The 16,806-nt window shown below is 68.6% G+C and carries 20 protein-coding genes and 1 pseudogene; 19 read left to right on the forward strand and 2 right to left on the reverse strand.

Annotated features, from left to right (window positions below; genetic code table 11):
• The coding region (locus MBEBAB_RS07805; protein ID WP_045319044.1) for a pyridoxal-phosphate dependent enzyme at window positions 1-827 on the reverse strand (827 nt) is incomplete at its 3' end.
• A 171-nt stretch (window positions 828-998) separates the two neighbouring features.
• Here MBEBAB_RS07805 and MBEBAB_RS07810 point away from each other — a divergent pair.
• The 4 genes from MBEBAB_RS07810 to MBEBAB_RS16160 all read left to right on the forward strand — a co-directional run bounded on the left by MBEBAB_RS07810 (window position 999) and on the right by MBEBAB_RS16160 (window position 2,885).
• Complete coding sequence (locus MBEBAB_RS07810) at window positions 999-1,529, forward strand: hypothetical protein (protein ID WP_021697416.1); 531 nt, start codon at window positions 999-1,001, stop codon at window positions 1,527-1,529.
• Window positions 1,530-1,567: 38 nt separating this feature from the next.
• Window positions 1,568-2,107 (forward strand): BA14K family protein, encoded by a 540-nt coding sequence (locus tag MBEBAB_RS07815; RefSeq protein WP_081703458.1) that lies wholly within the window; start codon window positions 1,568-1,570, stop codon window positions 2,105-2,107.
• 123 nt (window positions 2,108-2,230) lie between these two features.
• Window positions 2,231-2,428, forward strand: a complete 198-nt coding sequence (locus MBEBAB_RS07820) for a hypothetical protein (RefSeq protein WP_021697418.1) — start codon at window positions 2,231-2,233, stop codon at window positions 2,426-2,428.
• A 142-nt stretch (window positions 2,429-2,570) separates the two neighbouring features.
• On the forward strand, window positions 2,571-2,885 hold the full coding sequence (locus MBEBAB_RS16160; RefSeq protein WP_148291470.1) for a hypothetical protein: 315 nt from the start codon (window positions 2,571-2,573) through the stop codon (window positions 2,883-2,885).
• Window positions 2,886-2,961: 76 nt separating this feature from the next.
• Here the strand turns inward: MBEBAB_RS16160 and MBEBAB_RS07830 are convergent, their stop codons facing one another.
• On the reverse strand, window positions 2,962-3,390 hold the full coding sequence (locus MBEBAB_RS07830) for a biopolymer transporter ExbD (RefSeq protein ID WP_021697420.1): 429 nt from the start codon (window positions 3,388-3,390) through the stop codon (window positions 2,962-2,964).
• 233 nt (window positions 3,391-3,623) lie between these two features.
• Between MBEBAB_RS07830 and MBEBAB_RS07835 the strand changes: the two genes are divergently transcribed.
• The 15 genes and pseudogenes from MBEBAB_RS07835 (at window position 3,624) to lpxK (ending at window position 16,667) form a co-directional block, all read left to right on the forward strand.
• Window positions 3,624-4,460: an aldo/keto reductase gene (locus tag MBEBAB_RS07835; protein WP_021697421.1), complete on the forward strand. Its 837-nt coding sequence runs from the start codon at window positions 3,624-3,626 to the stop codon at window positions 4,458-4,460.
• Between the two features lie 24 nt (window positions 4,461-4,484).
• Window positions 4,485-4,733 carry a helix-turn-helix domain-containing protein gene (locus tag MBEBAB_RS07840; RefSeq protein WP_021697422.1) on the forward strand — a complete coding sequence of 83 codons (249 nt, stop codon included), beginning with the start codon at window positions 4,485-4,487 and terminating at the stop codon, window positions 4,731-4,733.
• A gap of 41 nt (window positions 4,734-4,774) precedes the next feature.
• Window positions 4,775-6,304 carry a UbiD family decarboxylase gene (locus tag MBEBAB_RS07845; protein WP_045319052.1) on the forward strand — a complete coding sequence of 510 codons (1,530 nt, stop codon included), beginning with the start codon at window positions 4,775-4,777 and terminating at the stop codon, window positions 6,302-6,304.
• Window positions 6,301-6,570, forward strand: coding sequence for a hypothetical protein (locus tag MBEBAB_RS07850; RefSeq protein ID WP_148291471.1), 270 nt, complete (start codon window positions 6,301-6,303; stop codon window positions 6,568-6,570). Before MBEBAB_RS07845 ends, MBEBAB_RS07850 begins: the two co-directional genes overlap by 4 nt.
• Window positions 6,571-6,975: 405 nt before the next feature.
• Window positions 6,976-8,754, forward strand: coding sequence for a M14 family metallopeptidase (locus MBEBAB_RS07855; protein WP_021697425.1), 1,779 nt, complete (start codon window positions 6,976-6,978; stop codon window positions 8,752-8,754).
• Window positions 8,754-9,170 (forward strand): MAPEG family protein, encoded by a 417-nt coding sequence (locus MBEBAB_RS07860; RefSeq protein ID WP_021697426.1) that lies wholly within the window; start codon window positions 8,754-8,756, stop codon window positions 9,168-9,170. Before MBEBAB_RS07855 ends, MBEBAB_RS07860 begins: the two co-directional genes overlap by 1 nt.
• A 40-nt stretch (window positions 9,171-9,210) precedes the next feature.
• Window positions 9,211-10,559 (forward strand): annotated as a pseudogene (locus tag MBEBAB_RS07865) (TldD/PmbA family protein).
• Window positions 10,556-11,347 (forward strand): 3'(2'),5'-bisphosphate nucleotidase CysQ, encoded by a 792-nt coding sequence (locus tag MBEBAB_RS07870; RefSeq protein WP_021697428.1) that lies wholly within the window; start codon window positions 10,556-10,558, stop codon window positions 11,345-11,347. Before MBEBAB_RS07865 ends, MBEBAB_RS07870 begins: the two are co-directional and overlap by 4 nt.
• Before the next feature lie 25 nt (window positions 11,348-11,372).
• Window positions 11,373-11,627: a DUF4170 domain-containing protein gene (locus MBEBAB_RS07875; protein ID WP_021697429.1), complete on the forward strand. Its 255-nt coding sequence runs from the start codon at window positions 11,373-11,375 to the stop codon at window positions 11,625-11,627.
• Between the two features lie 9 nt (window positions 11,628-11,636).
• Entirely contained in the window at window positions 11,637-11,849 is a 213-nt protein-coding gene (locus MBEBAB_RS07880; protein ID WP_045319046.1) for a hypothetical protein, read from the forward strand.
• 46 nt (window positions 11,850-11,895) lie between these two features.
• Window positions 11,896-13,680, forward strand: coding sequence for an ABC transporter ATP-binding protein (locus MBEBAB_RS07885; protein ID WP_021697431.1), 1,785 nt, complete (start codon window positions 11,896-11,898; stop codon window positions 13,678-13,680).
• Window positions 13,677-14,357, forward strand: a complete 681-nt coding sequence (locus MBEBAB_RS07890) for a lysophospholipid acyltransferase family protein (protein WP_021697432.1) — start codon at window positions 13,677-13,679, stop codon at window positions 14,355-14,357. The genes MBEBAB_RS07885 and MBEBAB_RS07890 overlap by 4 nt, the downstream gene beginning before the upstream one ends.
• Window positions 14,357-14,977: a 3-deoxy-D-manno-octulosonic acid transferase gene (locus MBEBAB_RS17505; protein WP_242397125.1), complete on the forward strand. Its 621-nt coding sequence runs from the start codon at window positions 14,357-14,359 to the stop codon at window positions 14,975-14,977. Before MBEBAB_RS07890 ends, MBEBAB_RS17505 begins: the two co-directional genes overlap by 1 nt.
• Window positions 14,956-15,642 (forward strand): 3-deoxy-D-manno-octulosonic acid transferase, encoded by a 687-nt coding sequence (locus tag MBEBAB_RS17510; RefSeq protein WP_242397126.1) that lies wholly within the window; start codon window positions 14,956-14,958, stop codon window positions 15,640-15,642. The genes MBEBAB_RS17505 and MBEBAB_RS17510 overlap by 22 nt, the downstream gene beginning before the upstream one ends.
• Complete coding sequence (gene lpxK, locus MBEBAB_RS07900; protein ID WP_021697434.1) at window positions 15,639-16,667, forward strand: tetraacyldisaccharide 4'-kinase; 1,029 nt, start codon at window positions 15,639-15,641, stop codon at window positions 16,665-16,667. The genes MBEBAB_RS17510 and lpxK overlap by 4 nt, the downstream gene beginning before the upstream one ends.
• The last annotated feature ends 139 nt before the right edge of the window (window positions 16,668-16,806 follow it).

The raw sequence follows: 16,806 nt of genomic DNA on the forward strand, positions 1-16,806 counted from the left end.
GCGCCCTCGGCCACGGTCTTTTCGAGCGTGACATAGAAGGCCACCGCTCTCTCGAAATCCTCTTCGTCCACCACCAGCACGTCATCCACCAGCGGGTCGGCCAGGGCGAAGGTGATGTCGCCCACCGCCTTGATGGCGATGCCTTCGGCGATCGTCTGACCCCCGCACTTGGGGGTCTCGCCCTTACGCCGCGCGGAGAAGGAGGGGTACATGGCCGCCTCAACCCCGATGATCTCGATGTCCGGCTTGATGGCCTTGGCGGCGATGGCGCAGCCGGCGATCAGACCGCCCCCGCCGATGGGGATGACCAGGGCGTCCAGATCCGGCGCGTCCTCCAGAAACTCCAGGGCGCAGACCCCCTGTCCCGCCACGATGCCCTCGTCGTCGAAGGCCGAGATGAAGACGTAGCCTTCATCCTCCACCAGTTGCCTGGCGTGAGCGCTGGCGCCGGAGAAGTCGTCACCTTCGATGACCACGGTGGCCCCGTGGGCGCGCGTGCCGTCCGCCTTCACGAAGGGTGTGCCATGGGGCATGACGATGGTCACCGGCACGCCGAGACGGCCGCCGTGATAGGCCAGGGCCTGGGCGTGGTTGCCCGCCGAGGCGGCGACGACACCGCGCTTCCGCTCATCCCCGGTCAGCTGCATCAGTCGGTTCAGGGCGCCTCGCTCCTTGAACGAGCCGGTGAAGTGCAGATTGTCGTACTTCACCCAGACATCCGCGCCGGTCAGCTGGGACAGGCGGCGGGAATGGCGGACAGGGGTGCGGTCCACCTGGCCGGCGATACGCTGCTGCGCGGCCCGAATGTCGTCGATAGTGACGGCCATGAATCTGCCTGAGCCCTTTTCCTTTGCGGCGACCTGCCGCGCGGCGAGGCTTATCGTTTTCGTGAGGCGGCGAAAAGCGCTCTCACGGCCTCTTCACCAAGGCTTCGCAACCTTGACCGTGTTGTATGTGTTAAGACATCCGACATTCGCGCGTTACGAGAGGATTTCGCCATGCATGCCGCCAGCTTCGTCAGGATCGCCGCCGTTTCGGCCCTGGGCGCCGCAGCCCTGGCCGCCTGCGCGCCGACACCCGCGCCGGGCCCGATCCCTGGAGGCGGCCTGTCGGCCAGCTTCAGCGCGGCGGACTTTGCATGGTCCACCCAGTCGGGTGCAGCGGCGGTGGAAGGTCGCGTGGATTACCGCGCGGGCGGCCAGAACTTCGACTGCATCGGCTCGGTGGGACTCATTCCCGAAACGTCCTACACGCGGCATCGCTTCCTGACGCTTTATCAGTCTCTGGACCGGGCCGCCGTTCCAGCCGGGGAGGTGCGCTCGCGCAGCGGCGGCGAGCCCAGTTCCGACTATCGCGCCTATGAGCGGTCCACCGCCTGCGATGCAGAGGGGCGGTTCGCGTTCCAGAACCTGCCGGCCGGCGGATGGTTTGTCATCGCGCCGGTCCGCGCCGGGTCAGGCGAACCCGTGGTCCTGATGCGTCGCATTGAAACTAGCGCCCGCGGCGCCGTCAGAGTCACCTTGGATTAGGCAGACAGAGCCTCGTTGAGGCGAGAGGAGTGGTAGCCATGTCGCGTCCCCGCCCGTTAACCATGATGGCCGCCGCCATCGGACTTGCCGCCGCCGGCTTGACCGCCGAGCCCGCCGTCGCGCAGGCCGGCCATTACGGCCACTACAACCGGGGCTATGATCAAGGCTGGCGTACGCCGTCCTGGTGGGATCAGCGGGATCGGCCGGGCGACTACCGCTGCGACGCCTACTGGGACGCCAACCGCACCGACTGTCACGAGCGCTGGCGTCATCAGCGGCCGCGTTACGCCGACAATCGCGGCTATCGCGATCAGGGCCATGGGCGTTACGGTTACAGCCGGGGACAGGGGTACGCACAGCGCCATGATTATCAGCGCTACGCCGCTGCGGTGCGCGGCGCCAATGTGTGGCCGGGCGCCTATGGGCGGCCGGATCTGGTCTATCCCGGCGGAGGCCAGAGTCACGCAGGCGGACGCGATCCCCGCCGCATCGACTGGTGCCGCGCGAACTACCGCTCATACAATCCGGCCACCGGCTATTACCGCGCCTACAGCGGGCGGCGGGTTTATTGCGGCTGACAAACACAAACCCTTGATGACGCAAGGGTTTGGCGAGCGCTGTTCGCCATCAAATGAACGTATCCGCCCGTCTTGAGTGCCTTGGCCCCGACGTCGGGGCCTGTACCCAAGGGGAGCGCGTTCATGTCCCAGCACAACATTGTCGGATCCGAAGCCTTCGAAAAGGCGCCCTTCGTTTATGTCCGAAAGGTCAGGCCGGGCGGCCTCAGACGACGCCGCGCCCGCACGGCCTTGGCTTTTGTGGCGGGGGCGGCTGTGGCTGTGGCGTTCGGCGCGGTGGCTACAATCCTGGCCTTCGGCCCCGCCCTGGGCATTAGCTAGCCGGGCTAATAGATATGCCCAAAATTCACGAAGAATATTACAGACCGTCATAAAACATTCATGACGCCCTCTCTTTACAGCGCTGGGAAACGGCGCAGTCTGCTCTGAACCCGGACTGATTTCGGGATTGGAGGAGACGCCCATGCGCACGCCCATGCCCCTTGTTGCGGCAGTTGTCGCCGCTTTTTCAGTACCTTGTGTTGCTGCTGCACAGCAGCAGGATCAGACGCCACGCGCGGAAGCGCGGTTTGAACGCGCGGCCTATGTCTGTGCGACCGATGAAGCCACACGTCGTTCTTTCGAGCGGGAGTACGGAGCCGAGCCCATTTATGTGACAGCCGAGGAAGCCTTGGCCGCCGCGGACGCCGGTGAGCGCTGGGCGACGCCCCGGTGCATGACCGAGGCCCAGCATCAGCGCCTGGAGCGTCTTCGTCGCCAGACGGCCTTGAAGAACTGAACGACGGCAGGTCATCAAGTGAAAAGGGCCGCGTCTTGCGACGCGGCCCTTGTCGTTCTGATCGGAGGCGCGAAGCCTATTCGATGTCTTCGTTCAGCAGGCCGACCTTGTAGTAGGCGTTGGCCTGAAGCGTGTTCATGACTTCCATGAAGCGCTCGTAGGTCACTTCCGCGTTGGCGCGGACGAACACGCGCTCTTCGCGCGGGTTCGGCACGGCCAGGGCAGCGTTCAGGGCCGGGATCAGGTTTTCGAGGGTCGTTTCTTCATCCACGACATAGATCGAGGTGTCGTCCTGGATGGAGATGAACACCGGTTCTTCCTGTTCCTCGCCCGGAGGCGGGGGCGAGGCCGGCGGCAGGTCCAGACGGATGGACACGGTCGCCAAGGGCGCGGCCACCATGAAGATGATCAGCAGCACGAGCATGACGTCCACGAACGGCGTCACGTTCATGTCCGAGTTCAGCTCTTCGACCTTGCCGCCCTGTTGCTTGAGTTTGGCCGCCATACACAGTGTCTCCAGTCGGGCCCGCGCGATTAGGGAGAGGGTCGCGGGCGAACATAAAAAGCGTGTCGGACAGTCTCTTGGCGTCCGATCGGGCGCTTGTAAAGCGCTCAGGCGTGCCGGAGCGTTCCGAAGCGGTGAATTACCCCTCCCGGGGGAATGAATCCAGAGCGCGGCCCTTTCGTCACCCCTCGGCGCCTCCTAGCTCTTGGGGATGCTGACCCGGAGAGCCGCCCATGAAGACCGTCAAGACCGACCACGTCGAGATTCCCGCCCTGGGCTTCGGCACCTATCAGCTGGAGCCGGCGGATGCCCGGCGCATGGTGGCCGAAGCCCTGCGCATCGGCTACCGCCACGTGGACACGGCCTTCATCTACAAGAACGAGGAGGGCGTGGGTCAGGGCATCGCTGATTCGGGGGTGGCGCGTGACGATGTCTTCCTGACCACCAAGATCTGGGTGACCAATTTCCGCGACGGCGATCTGCAGCGCCAGGCCGAGGAGAGCGCGCAGCGTCTGGGGCAGGTCCCGGACCTTCTGCTGCTGCACTGGCCCAAGCCCGAACCGGCGCTGGAAGAGACCATCAAGGCGCTGAACGACGCCCGTGTTCGAGGCTTTGCGAAGAACATCGGCCTGTCCAACTTCCCCTCGGCCCTGTTCCGCGAGGCCGCCGCCCTGTCCGAGGCGCCGTTGGTGACCAACCAGGTCGAGTACCACCCCTATCTGTCCCAGAAGACCCTGATCGAGACCGCGCGCGAGTTGGGATCGTCCATCACGGCGTGGTCGCCTCTGGCCCAGGGGAAGATTGTCGACGATGCGGTCATTGCCGAGATCGGCAAGGCCCACGGCAAGACGCCCGGTCAGGTGACCCTCCGCTGGTTCGTCCAGCAGGACGTCATCACCATCCCCAAGACCGCCAGCGAGAAGCGCGCGGCCGAGAATCTGGACATCTTCGATTTCGAGCTGAGCGCCGACGACATGGCCCGCATCCACGCCCTGGCCCATCCGGGCGGGCGCATCGGCGACTGGATTGATCCGGCCTTTGAATGGGATCAGGATACCTCCCAACAATAGAAGACCCTTAGGGAGGGTTCGACCATGGGCTCCGTCCTGGGATTTCCCGGGGCCGATCCGGCCGACGCGGCCATCGGCGCCCGGCTGAGACGCTGGCGCGACCAGCGCGGCGTGGATCTGGAGGCCATGGCGCAGGCCCTGCACATCCCGCCCGAAGAGTTGCGCCTGATCGAGGCGGGACGGGCGCATCTGGACTCTGTCCAGCTGGGCGTGGCGACCCGGCATCTGCACCTGCCGGTCTGGGCGCTGGTGTCGGACACACGGGCGTATTGATAGCGGGTGACACGCCGCCCCTGTCCGCCTAATCGGTGGTCATGGCCTACAAGTCCCTGCGCGATTTCATCGACATGCTGGAAGCCCAGGGCGAGCTGGTGCGGGTGTCCGAACCCGTGTCCACCGTCCTGGAGATGACCGAGATCCAGACCCGGCTGCTGCGAAACGGCGGACCGGCGGTGATCTTCGAAAAGCCCGTCATGCCTGACGGCTCGGTCAGCCCCATCCCGTGCCTGGTCAATCTGTTCGGCACGGTGAAGCGGGTGGCCATGGGCGTGACCCTCGAGAACAAGCAGCGCACCACCGCCGCCGAGTTGCGCGAGGTCGGGGAGTTGCTGGCGTTCCTCAAGAACCCCACACCGCCCCGCGGCCTGTCCGACGCCATGGAGATGCTGCCGATGGCGCGCACCGTCATGGGCATGCGGCCGAAGGTGGTGAAAAAAGCGCCGGTGCATGAGGTGGTGCTGAAGGGCGACGACATCGACCTGACGAGCCTGCCCGTCCAGACCTGCTGGCCCGGCGAGCCCGCGCCCCTGATCACCTGGGGGCTGGTGGTGACAAAGGGGCCGTCGGATGCGGCCGAGGACGATTTCAACCTGGGCATCTACCGCATGCAGGTGCTGGGCAAGGACAAGGCCATCATGCGCTGGCTGGCCCACCGGGGCGGGGCGCAGCACTACGCCCGGCATCGGAAGGCGGGAAAGCGCGAGCCCCTGCCCGCCGCCGTGGTGCTGGGGGCCGATCCCGGGACCATCCTGGCGGCGGTGACGCCGGTGCCCGACACCCTGAGCGAATACCAGTTCGCCGGACTGATGCGCGGGGCCAAGGCCGAGCTGGTCCCCTGCAAGACCGTGCCCCTGATGGTTCCGGCCCAGGCGGAGATCGTGCTGGAGGGCCATGTGCTGCTGGACGAGCACGCCGAGGAAGGCCCCTACGGCGACCACACCGGTTATTACAACTCGGTGGAGACCTTCCCGGTGTTTCAGGTGACGGCCATCACCATGCGCCGCGACCCCATCTATCTGACCACCTTCACCGGCCGGCCGCCGGACGAGCCCTCGGTGCTGGGCGAGGCGCTGAACGAGGTGTTCATCCCCCTGCTGCAGGCACAGTTCCCCGAGATCATCGACTTCTGGCTGCCGCCCGAGGGCTGCAGCTACCGCATCGCCGTGGTCTCCATGAAGAAGGCCTATCCGGGCCACGCCAAGCGGGTGATGCTGGGCGTCTGGAGCTATCTGCGCCAGTTCATGTACACCAAGTGGATCATCGTGGTGGACGACGACATCGATGCGCGGGACTGGAAGGACGTCATGTGGGCGGTCTCCACCAAGATGGACCCGGCGCGCGACATCACCGTGATCGAGAACACCCCCATCGACTATCTGGACTTCGCATCGCCGGAGAGCGGACTGGGTTCCAAGATCGGCCTGGACGCCACCGACAAGCTGCCGCCCGAGACGAAGCGCGAATGGGGCGAGGAGATCCGCATGGAGGCGGAGGTCGTGGACCGGGTGAACGCGATGTGGGATCGGCTGGGTCTGCCGGGGAACGGCGCCCCCATATGGAAGTGAGACGGCTCGCCAGCGAACCGCGTCGGGGCGGCCTGACCCTGGCCGGGCCGCTGATCTTTCTGCTCGTGATCTGGCTGGGCGCCTATTTCGCGTGGCGCATCGTCCATGGTGACCGGCTGGAGCAGGGCGTGGTGACCCACATCGTCTATCCCGACACGCGCGTGGGACGCGTCGCCCACGACGTCTTCCTGCCGCTGCGACGTCTGGATGAGCGGTATCTGGGGGTCAGCTCCAGCATGGCGGCTGCGGCATCGCCGGAAGATTAGCGCCCCGCCAGAATGGTCTCTATTGGCGCTCGGCCCTCGCATTTCCACAAAGCGTCACTATATCAGGGTTATGAACTATCGTCTCACCACCGTCGAACGCGCCTATCAACTCGCCGAAAGCGGCGAATTCGCCAATGTGGGCGAGATCAAGCGGCGGCTGACTTCGGAAGGCTATTCCGACGTCCAGGGGCAGCTGTACGGTTCAACCATCACCTCGGCCCTCAAGAAGCTGTGCGACAAGCGCGGGCGGACATGCCTGCCGAGAAGGACGCGACGCGGTCTGACATTCCGGATTTTAGGGGCTAGAAGGCTGCATCGTCCGGCGCGCCGCCGGAGCTTCGAAAGCGCCTCATGCGTCCAATTGTCTGGCTCTGCGCCGCGTCTCTTCTGTTTGCGAGTCCCGCCATGTCCCAGTCGCCTTCCGTTCCCAATGCCGCGCCGTGGGATCAGACTTTCCTGCCGCCAGCGCCCGAGTGGAGCGGCGCCAGCCGGTCCTTGCTGCGCGAGGCATCCGACCCCTGGGTGACGGCGTTCGAGGCGGACCCCGAGCATGATTTCAGTCCGACCTATGCAGACACCCGGGCGTGGTTCGACCGGCTCGATGCGGCCTCGGACCTGATCCGCATCGAACAGTTCGGAACCTCGCCGGAGGGACGGCCCATCTATGCGGTGATCGCGTCGAAGGACGGGGCGGAGTTCGACCCGTCCAAGCCGGTGCTGCTGGCCCAGGCCGGCATCCACCCGGGTGAGATCGACGGCAAGGACGCGGGCATGATGCTGCTGCGCGACATCGCCTTCTACGGCCGCGACGACCTGCTGGACCGGGTCAACCTGATCCTGATCCCGATCCTGAGCGTGGACGGCCATGAGCGGACCAGCGCCTACTCCCGCCCCAACCAGCGCGGACCGCGCATTCAGGGCTGGCGTCACACGGCCACCAACCAGAACCTCAACCGAGATTTCGTGAAGCTGGACCAGACCGAGATGCGCGCGGTCATGGGCCTGATCCAGCGCTATCAGCCGGACCTTTATCTGGACATCCACGTCACCGACGGCATCGATTACCAGTACGACGTCACCTACGGCTACAACGGCGAGAACGGCATCTGGTCCCGTTCACCGGCCACCGCCCTATGGCTGGACGACGCCTTCAAGCCGGCCATGAACGACGCGCTGGAGGCCCAGGGGCATATCCCCGGCGAGCTGGTCTTCGCCGTGGACGACCGCAACCCGCGCGCGGGTCTGTCGGACGGCGGGCTGGGCGAGCGGTTCTCCAACGGCTGGGGCTCGGCCGCCCATGTGCCCACCATCCTGATCGAGAACCACAGCCTGAAGCCCTACGAGCAGCGGGTGCTGGGGACCTATGTGTTCATCGAGACGGCCATGCGCCTGCTGGCCGATCACGGCGATGACCTGCGGGTGGCGGTGACGCGGGACCGCGCCCTGCGTCCGTCCGAAATTCTGGCGAATTTTGAATCCACCCCCGAGCCGGTGGCCACCCGCGCGTTCCTGGGCATCCGCTACGAAACCTGGGAGAGCCCCGCGTCCGGCCGGTCGGAGATCCGCTGGCTGGGCCAGCCGGACCCCGAGCCCTGGATGATGCCGTTCTACGGCTCGCGCCCGACCCTGACCCTGGCGCGGCCCGAGGCCTACTGGGTGCCGTCCTGGCGCGCCGACATCATTGAGCGCCTGCATCTGCACGGGGTGCGGATGGAGGTGCTGGACGCGCCGCGCACGGTCCCGGTCCAGATGCTGCGCCTTGAGGACCCGCGGGTCTCGGGACGCACCAGCGAGGGGCATGTGCCGATCACGGTGGAGACGGTGACGCCGGAGGACCGCGACTGGACCTTCCCCGCCGGATCGGTGCGCGTGCCGACCGATCAGCCCCTGGGTGACCTGGTGGTGCTGGCGCTGGAGCCGCAGTCGTCCGAGAGCTTCTTCGCCTGGGGCATGTTCCCGGAAGTCCTCAACCGGGTGGAATACATTGAGGCCTACGCCATCGCGCCGCTGGCCGAGCGCATGCTGGAGGCCGACCCCGCGCTCCGCGCCGCCTTCGAACGGCGTCTGGCCGAGGATGCGGACTTCGCCGCCGACGGCGACGCCCGTCTGGCCTGGTTCTACGAGCGGACGCCCTTCTATGACGACCGCTACCGCCTGTATCCCATTGGAAGGGAGGTCCGTTGATGGACCTGTTCACCGCCGCCGTTCAGGACTCCGCCCGCGCCGCCGCCTTGTGGGGCGGGCTGCTGATCCTGCTGTTGATCACCCTGTCGGGTCTGGTGGTGCGCCAGCGCCAGCGACTGCGGATCGGCTATGGCGACGGCGAGTCGCCGGAGCTCATGGGCGCCTCGCGCGCCTTCGGCAACGCCGCCGAATATGCGCCGGCGGCCATGGGCGGGCTGGCGCTCATGGCGCTGGTGGGGGTCACGCCCTGGCTGATCCATGTGGTGGGCGCCATGTTCCTGCTGGGCCGCCTCGTCCACGCCTTCGGCCTCTCCCGATCGGTGGGCGCCACCCGGGCGCGGGTCATCGGCATGATGCTGACCTATGTGCCCTTGCTGGTCCTGGCCGTGGTGCTGATCGCCTACGCCGTGCCCTGACGCCGGTTGCGGGCGGGCGGACGACCGGCCATATCGGGGCATGGCTGATGCTTCCCTCCCCACCGCCGACATCCTGAACGACATTCTCTCCGCCGCGCTGAAGGCCGGGGCCGACGCCGCCGAGGCTGTGCACGCGGACCGGCGCACCCTGTCGCTGGGCGTGCGCAACGGCGAGTTGGAGGAGGTGGAGCGCGAGGAGTCCCGCGATCTGGGCCTGCGCGTGTTCGTGGGCCGTCGTCAGGCCACCGTTTCCGCCTCGGACCTGTCGCCTGCGACCCGCGACCGCCTTGTGGAGCGCGCCGTGGCCATGGCGCGGCTGGCGCCGGAGGACCCCTATGCGGATCTGGCGCCCCGGGATCGGCTGGCGCAGGGCCCTCACCCCGATCTGGACCTGTTCGACCCAACAGAATGCACCGCCGAGGCGCTGGAAGCCGCCGCGCGTCAGGCGGAAGACGCCGCCCGGGCCACGCCCGGGGTGTCCATCTCCGAAGGCGGCAGCGCCACATGGTCCGCCAGCGACTGGCGGCTGGTGACCTCTCACGGCTTCGACGGGGCGCACCGGGGCAGCAGCTTCTCGCTGGGCGTCGGCGTCATCGCCGCCCGCGACGGGGCCAAGGAGCGGGGCAGCGAGCACCGGTCGGTCCGCCACCTGTCGGATCTGCCGGACGCCGGGACCATCGGCGCGGAGGCCGGACGGCGGGCCGTGGCGCGGCTGGGCGCGCGCAAGATCGCATCCACCACCGCCCCGGTGATTTTCGAGAACCGTCTGGCGGCGCAGGTGATCTCGCCTTTCGTCCAGGCCATGGCCGGAACCGCGGTGACTCGCGGCGTGTCCTTTCTGAAAGACCGGCTGGGCCAGCAGGTGCTGTCGGACGCCGTCACCCTGATCGACGACCCGTTCCGCCCACGTGGGCTGGGCTCCACCCCCTTCGACGACGAGGGCGTGGCGGTGGAGCGGCGCGAACTGATCTCGGCGGGGGTGATCAACGGCTGGCTTCTGAACACCGCCTCGGCGGCGCAACTGGGCCTGCAGACCACCGGCCACGCCTCGCGCGGCCTGGCGGGGCCGTCCGGCGTCTCGGGCCATAATCTGCACTTGGAGCCCGGCGAGCGGGATCGGGCGGGCCTGATGGCCGACGCGAAGAGCGGGCTTCTGGTCACCTCCATGTTCGGCCCGTCGCTGAACCCCAACACCGGCGACTGGTCGGCCGGGGTGTCCGGCTTCTGGTTCGAGGACGGCCAGATCGCCTGGCCCGTCAGCGAAATCACGGTGGCGGGTAATCTGCTGGCCTGGCGGGACGGATGGTGGTCGGATCGGACCTGGAGTTCCGGGGTTCGTTCAACAGTCCGTCGCTGCTGATCGACGCGGTGGCCATCGCCGGGAAATGACGCTCGCCGCCGACCTGGACCTGCTGAAGGCGGCGGCGGTCGAGGCCGGCGCCCTGGCCGTGCGCCACCGGGCGCAGGGCCTGAAGATCCAGTCCAAGCCCGGCGGCTCGCCTGTGACCGATGCGGATATGGCCGTGGACAGCTGGCTGCGGGAGCAGCTGACGGCGGCCCTACCCGATCACGGCTGGCTGTCCGAGGAGACCGCAGACAATCCCGAACGGCTGTCGCGGCGGCGCATCCTTGTGGTCGACCCCATCGACGGCACCGTGGCCTTCATGAAGAACAGGCCGTGGTGGAGCGTGGCGCTGGCCATCGTCGAGGACGGCCGCCCGGTGGCTGCGGTGATCCACGCCCCGGACCTGAATGAGACCTTCGCGGCGGTGGAAGGCGGCGGCGCCCTGCTGAACGGGCGGATGATCGCGGCGTCAGAGACCTCGATGCTGGAGAACGCCTCCGTCCTGACCGGCGCCGGGCTGCTTGAGAGCCCGAAATGGCCGGAGCCCTGGCCGCCCATGCGGGTGGAGAACCGCAACTCGCTGGCCTATCGTATGGCGCTGGTGGCGTCTGGCGCCTTTGACGCCGCCCTGGCCCTGACGCCCAAATGGGACTGGGACGTGGCCGCCGGGGCCCTGATCGCTGCGGAGGCGGGGGCGACGGTCAGCGACCATCACGGCCAGCCATGGCGCTTCAACCGGCCCGATCCACGTCAGGCCAGCCTGATCTGTGCGGCCCCGGCGCTGCATCCGTTGATAATCCGGCGCTGTCGGCCTATTCCGCTGGCCAACTGAACCGCCACCCAACGGACGGAAAAGAATGCCTCAGGAAATCGAGAACAATCAGCTGCTTCACATCGTGTTCGGCGGGGAGCTGCGCGACCTGAACGGGACCGCGTTCCGCGACCTGTCCCAGGTCGATTTCGTCGGCGCCTTCCCCAACTACGAGGAAGCCCGCAAGGCGTGGAAGGCCAAGGCGCAGCAGACCGTGGACAACGCCCACATGCGCTACTTCATCCTGCACGCCCACCGCATGATCGATCCGAGGGGCGACGAGGGGGCGGCGAAGGCGTAAGGTCTCGCCATGACAATGTTTGGACAGACCCTGGACGGCCAGCAGCTGTTCGGCCTCATCTCGCTTCTGACCCTGCTCGCCTTCTGGATCCTGGTCTGGCGGCGGGACCGTCAGGCCACGCGCTGGTTCCGGGAATGGGCCACGCGGCGGCAGGCCGAACGTCAGGCGCGCGAGGGCGGCCCTGATGGCGGCTCCGGCTCCCACGGCGGGCCGTGGGGCTAGGGCGGCCACGCCTTGACTTCGCCACCCTGACGTCGGAGCGGAACCCATGACCGTGACCCCGCCCGAAGCGCGACAACCGCTGCGCCCCCTGCTGGCGCGCATCTGGCGCGACTACCTGTCGGAGCGAAAGGGCCGGCTGGCCCTGGCCATGCTGTGCGCGGCGATCACGGCCGGGACCACGGCCCTGATCCTGCGGCTGCTGGAGCCGGCGGTGAATGGCCTGTTCGTGGATCAGGACCCCAACGCCCTGTGGATGATCCCTGCCGCCATCGCCGGGGTGGGCGTGATCCGGGGCGCCGCCGCCATCGGCCAGGCCAATCTGGTCAATCGCCTGGGCCACGGGGTGGTGGGCGAGATCCAGAGCCAGCTGTTCGCCCGCATGATCCGCGCCGATCTGGCCCGCCTGCGCGCCCAGCATTCCGGCGGTTTCGTCTCTTCGGTGCTGTTCGACGCCAATCTGGTGCGCGAGGCCTTCACCACCGGCACGGTGAGCTACACCCAGCACGGCCTGACCCTGCTCGCCCTGATCGCCTCCATGATCTGGATCGATCCCATGCTGGCGCTGGTGGTGCTGTGCGGCATGCCGGTGGTGAATCTGGTGCTGCGGCGCTTCTCCAAGAAGGCGCGCAAGGCCGCCGTGGGGGCCATGGCCGAGACCACGGTGCTGTCCACCGCCCTGATGGAGAATCTGGACGGGGTGCGGCTGGTCAAGATCGAGAACCGCGAGGACGCCGAGGACGCGCGGGTGGGCGAGGTCATCGCCCGACGCCAGCGCTTCGTCATCAAGGGCGCCAACGCCAAGGCGTTCTCGGGCCCCTCCAGCGAAATGGTGGCCATGTTCGTGGTCGCCGCGGTTCTGACCTATGCGGGCTGGCGCTCACAGCAGGGCGAGATGAACGTGGGCGAGTTCACCGCCTTCATCGGCATCCTGCTGGCCGCAGCCCAGTCCCTGCGCAATTTGAGCAATCTTCAAACTGTTCTGGCCGAAGGCCTGACCGCCGCCCGCCGCCTCTTCGAGGCCCTGGACATCCAGCCCGAGATCCGCGAGGCGGCCGAGCCGGTCGATCTGCCGGACGGTCCCTGCGAGGTGCGGTTCGAGGACGTCAGCTTCGCCTATTCCGACGCCGCCCCCACGCTCAGCGGCGTGGATATCCGGGTGAGTCCCGGTGAGACGGTGGCCCTGGTCGGTCCGTCTGGCGGGGGCAAGAGCACGATCCTGAGCCTGCTGCCCCGGTTCTATGACGTCACGGGCGGCGCCGTGCGGATCAACGGCGTCGATGTGCGGGATGTGGCGCTGAAGGCTCTGCGCGACCGCATCGCCCTGGTGACCCAGGAGCCGTTCCTGTTCGACGAGACCATCGCCTTCAACATCGCCTACAGCCGCCCGGACGCCTCGCAGGCGGAGGTCGAGGCGGCGGCGCGGGCGGCGGCGGCCCATGAGTTCATCACGGCCCTGCCCGAGGGCTACGACACCCGCGCCGGCGAGGCCGGGGTTCGCCTCTCCGGCGGCCAGCGCCAGCGCATCGCCATCGCCCGGGCCTTCCTCAAGGACGCGCCGATCCTGCTGCTGGACGAGGCCACCAGCGCCCTGGACACCGAGAGCGAGGCGCTGGTGCAGGCGGCGCTGGAACGATTGATGGAGGGCCGCGCCACCCTGATGATCGCCCACCGCCTGTCCACGGTGCAGAACGCGGACCGCATCTATGTGATCGAGGCCGGGCGGGTCGTGGAGGAGGGTTCGCACACCGAACTGGTTGGGCGCGGTGGTCTGTACGCGCGCCTGGCGCGCCAGCAGTCCCTGGACGCCGCGCCGGACGAGGCGGGCTCGTGAGGCCGATCCGCAATCCGGTGATTCAGGGGGTTCTCAGCCGCCTGATGGCGGGCTGGATGCGGCTGTGCTTCGCCACCATCCGCTGGCGCCACGAGAACTGCGACCTGGTCGAGGTCGCCTGGGCAGGGGGCGGGCCGGTCATCATCGCCTTCTGGCATTCGCGCATCGGCCTGGCGCCCGCCGCCTGGGACCATGACCGGGGCCAGCCGGTCCGCGCGCTCATCTCCCTGTCCCCTGACGGGCAGTTCATCGCCGACGCGGTGGCGCGGCTGGGCTTCCCGGCCATTCGCGGCTCGTCCCAGAAGAAGGAGAGGCCGGAGAAGGCCAAGGGCGGCTCCCAGGCTCTGCGCGACGCCCTGAAGTGGCTGAAGTCCGGCGGGGCGGTGACCCTGACGCCGGATGGGCCCCGGGGGCCGGCGCGGCAGATGGGCGAGGGGCTGGCGGTCATGGCCCGCATGTCCGGGGCGCCGGTGCTGCTGCTGGGCCTGGCCTGCCGCCCGGCCATTCGGCTGAACAGCTGGGACCGGGCGATGCTGCCGCTGCCGTTTGCGCGCGGGGCCATGGTGTGGGACCGGGTCGAGATCGGGCGGGGCGTGGATCCTGCTTCGGTGATCGACGAGTGGACCGCGCGCCTCACCGCCGTCGAGGACCGGGCCGAAACCCTGGCGCAGGGCTGATGTCGCTGGTCCTGAAAGCCTACAGCGTGGTCACCGGCTGGCTGGAGCCGCTGGCGCCGCGCCTGCTGGGTGCGCGGGCCCGGCGCGGCAAGGAGGACGCTGCGCGCCTCAACGAACGACTGGGCCGTCCCTCAATCCCGCGGCCGTCCGGACCGCTGGTATGGCTGCACGGGGTCAGCGTGGGCGAGAGCCTGTCCCTGTTGCCGGTGATCGCGCGGCTGCGGGCCGAGCGGCCGGAGGTGGCGGTTCTGGTGACCTCGGGCACCGTGACCTCGGCGCGCATCCTGGCCGAGCGCCTGCCGCCCGACGTCATTCATCAGTACGCGCCGGTCGACGGGCCTCTGGCGACCGCGCGGTTCCTGAACCACTGGCGGCCCTCGCTGGGGGTGCTGGTGGAGAGCGAGCTGTGGCCCAATCTGATCGGGGCGGCGCGGGCGCGGGGCGTGAAGCTGGCCCTGATCAGCGCCCGCATCACCGACAAGACGGCGCAGGGCTGGGGCCGCATGCCGGGGGCGGCGGGGGCGCTGCTGTCGGCCTTCGACCTGATCCTGCCCCAGGACGACGCTCGGCAGCCCGCATCGAGGCGCTGGGCGGGCAGGTGCAGGGCCGCGCCAATCTGAAGCTGGCGGGCGGCCCCCTGACCCACGACAAGGGCGCCTTCGAGCAGTTGAGCGCCGCCATCGGCGACCGCTCCGTGGTGCTGGCGGCCAGCACCCACCCCGGCGAGGAGCGGGCCATCGCCAGGGCTCTGGACGCGTTGGAGGAGGTCCCGTTCCTGATCCTCATGCCGCGCCATCCGGAGCGGGGCGGCGGGCTGGTCCAGACCCTGCGGGCCGATGGGCGGGTGGTTGCTGTGCGCTCAGCCGGCGAGACGATCGCCCTCGACACCTCGGTCTACCTGGCCGACACCCTGGGCGAGATGGGGCTGTTCCTGGCGCTGGCGGACGTGGTGGTCATGGGCGGCTCGTTCGGGCCGGTGATCGGCCATGCGGGCGCGGGCGGGCACAATCCGCTGGAGCCCGCGCGGCTGGGCAAGCCCACGGTCTGCGGACCGGACATGGCCAATTGGCCCGACGTGGCGGCCGATCTGGAGCGGGCGGGCGGGCTGATCCGGGTGGAGCGGATCGAGCAACTGGCCCCGGCCGTCGCGCCCCTTCTGGGGGACCCGGTGAAGGCGCGGGCCATGGGCGAGCGGGCCCGGCGTGCGGCCCAGGCGGCGGACGCGGGGCTTGACCGGCTGTGGAGCCATCTGGCGCCCCTGTTGCCCGCCGGGAGGACCCGATGAAGCTGAACACGCCGCGTTGGTGGTATGTGCGCGAGGGCGCGCCGTCGCCGGTCATTCGCACCCTGCTGAAGCCCCTGTCCTGGCTGTGGGCCGGGGCGACGGCGCGGCGCATGGCGCGGACGGTTCCGGTGGATGCGGGGATCCCGGTGATCTCGGTGGGCAACCTGACCGTGGGCGGGTCGGGCAAGACGCCGGTGGCGCGCGAGGTGCTGCGGCTGTTGCGGGACAAGGGGTTGGAGGCCCACGGGCTGACGCGGGGCTATGGCGGGCGGCTGGCGGGGCCGGTGCGGGTGGATCCTGCACAACACGCCGCCGGGGACGTGGGCGACGAACCCCTCCTGCTCTCCAGCGTGGCGCCGGTGTGGGTGGCCCGGGACCGGCCGGCGGGTGCGCGGGCGGCGGCTGAAGCCGGCGCGGCCGTGGTGGTCATGGACGACGGGCATCAGAACCCGACCTTGCGGAAGAGCCTGTCCCTGATCGTGGTGGACGGGGAGACGCGGGGGGGCGAGTGGCCCTTCGGGGACGGGGCGGTGTTCCCGGCCGGGCCCATGCGCGAGCCGCTGCGGGCGGGGCTGGCGAGGGCCGATGCGGTGGTGGTGCTTCTGCCCGCGGACCTGCCGGGCGCGGATGAGGAATTACTGAATATTTTCAAAGAGAAGCCGGTGTTCATCGCCCGGCTGGAGGCGGCCGCGCCGCCGCCGTCGGGGCCGCAGCTGGGCTTCGCGGGCATCGCCAAGCCGTGGAAGGTGGAGCGGGCCCTGACGGCGGCCGGGTGCGACCTGATCGACTTCGCCGCCTTCCCCGATCATGCCGCCTTCGCCGAGGGCGACCTCAAGGCGCTGGCCGCCCGGGCGGCGGAGCAGGGGGCCGGGCTGGTGACCACCGAGAAGGACTGGGTCCGCCTGCCGCCCGACTGGCGCGGCCGGGTCACGGCCTGGCCGGTGCGGGCGCGGTTCGAGGATGAGGCGGGCCTGATGACCCTTGTGGCCGGATTTCAGACTCCGGGCGGAAAAAACAGGGTCTGAATAGTCCGAATAGTCCGAAATCGGCCCCGAGATTCAGACTCCGACCCCGAAAAAACAGGGTCTGAATCGTATCAATGGTATCAAAGCCCCCTTCGCTCGCCGCGTCGGACCACGTCCGCCAGACCGCATTTTAAGGCGC

The sequence above is a fragment of the Brevundimonas abyssalis TAR-001 genome (assembly GCF_000466985.1).
GTDB lineage: Bacteria > Pseudomonadota > Alphaproteobacteria > Caulobacterales > Caulobacteraceae > Brevundimonas > Brevundimonas abyssalis.

Bases quoted from the DNA above. Each gene is read 5' to 3' on its own strand.
- MBEBAB_RS07870 (WP_021697428.1), top strand. From the start codon at position 10,556: ATGACGCTCGCCGCCGACCTGGACCTGCTGAAGGCGGCGGCGGTCGAG.
- MBEBAB_RS07875 (WP_021697429.1), top strand. From the start codon at position 11,373: ATGCCTCAGGAAATCGAGAACAATCAGCTGCTTCACATCGTGTTCGGC.
- MBEBAB_RS07815 (WP_081703458.1), top strand. From the start codon at position 1,568: ATGTCGCGTCCCCGCCCGTTAACCATGATGGCCGCCGCCATCGGACTT.
- MBEBAB_RS07845 (WP_045319052.1), top strand. From the start codon at position 4,775: ATGGCCTACAAGTCCCTGCGCGATTTCATCGACATGCTGGAAGCCCAG.
- lpxK (WP_021697434.1), top strand. From the start codon at position 15,639: ATGAAGCTGAACACGCCGCGTTGGTGGTATGTGCGCGAGGGCGCGCCG.
- MBEBAB_RS07885 (WP_021697431.1), top strand. From the start codon at position 11,896: ATGACCGTGACCCCGCCCGAAGCGCGACAACCGCTGCGCCCCCTGCTG.
- MBEBAB_RS07830 (WP_021697420.1), bottom strand. From the start codon at position 3,390: ATGGCGGCCAAACTCAAGCAACAGGGCGGCAAGGTCGAAGAGCTGAAC.
- MBEBAB_RS07820 (WP_021697418.1), top strand. From the start codon at position 2,231: ATGTCCCAGCACAACATTGTCGGATCCGAAGCCTTCGAAAAGGCGCCC.
- MBEBAB_RS17505 (WP_242397125.1), top strand. From the start codon at position 14,357: ATGTCGCTGGTCCTGAAAGCCTACAGCGTGGTCACCGGCTGGCTGGAG.
- MBEBAB_RS16160 (WP_148291470.1), top strand. From the start codon at position 2,571: ATGCGCACGCCCATGCCCCTTGTTGCGGCAGTTGTCGCCGCTTTTTCA.
- MBEBAB_RS07880 (WP_045319046.1), top strand. From the start codon at position 11,637: ATGACAATGTTTGGACAGACCCTGGACGGCCAGCAGCTGTTCGGCCTC.
- MBEBAB_RS07855 (WP_021697425.1), top strand. From the start codon at position 6,976: ATGTCCCAGTCGCCTTCCGTTCCCAATGCCGCGCCGTGGGATCAGACT.
- MBEBAB_RS07835 (WP_021697421.1), top strand. From the start codon at position 3,624: ATGAAGACCGTCAAGACCGACCACGTCGAGATTCCCGCCCTGGGCTTC.
- MBEBAB_RS07810 (WP_021697416.1), top strand. From the start codon at position 999: ATGCATGCCGCCAGCTTCGTCAGGATCGCCGCCGTTTCGGCCCTGGGC.
- MBEBAB_RS07840 (WP_021697422.1), top strand. From the start codon at position 4,485: ATGGGCTCCGTCCTGGGATTTCCCGGGGCCGATCCGGCCGACGCGGCC.
- MBEBAB_RS07860 (WP_021697426.1), top strand. From the start codon at position 8,754: ATGGACCTGTTCACCGCCGCCGTTCAGGACTCCGCCCGCGCCGCCGCC.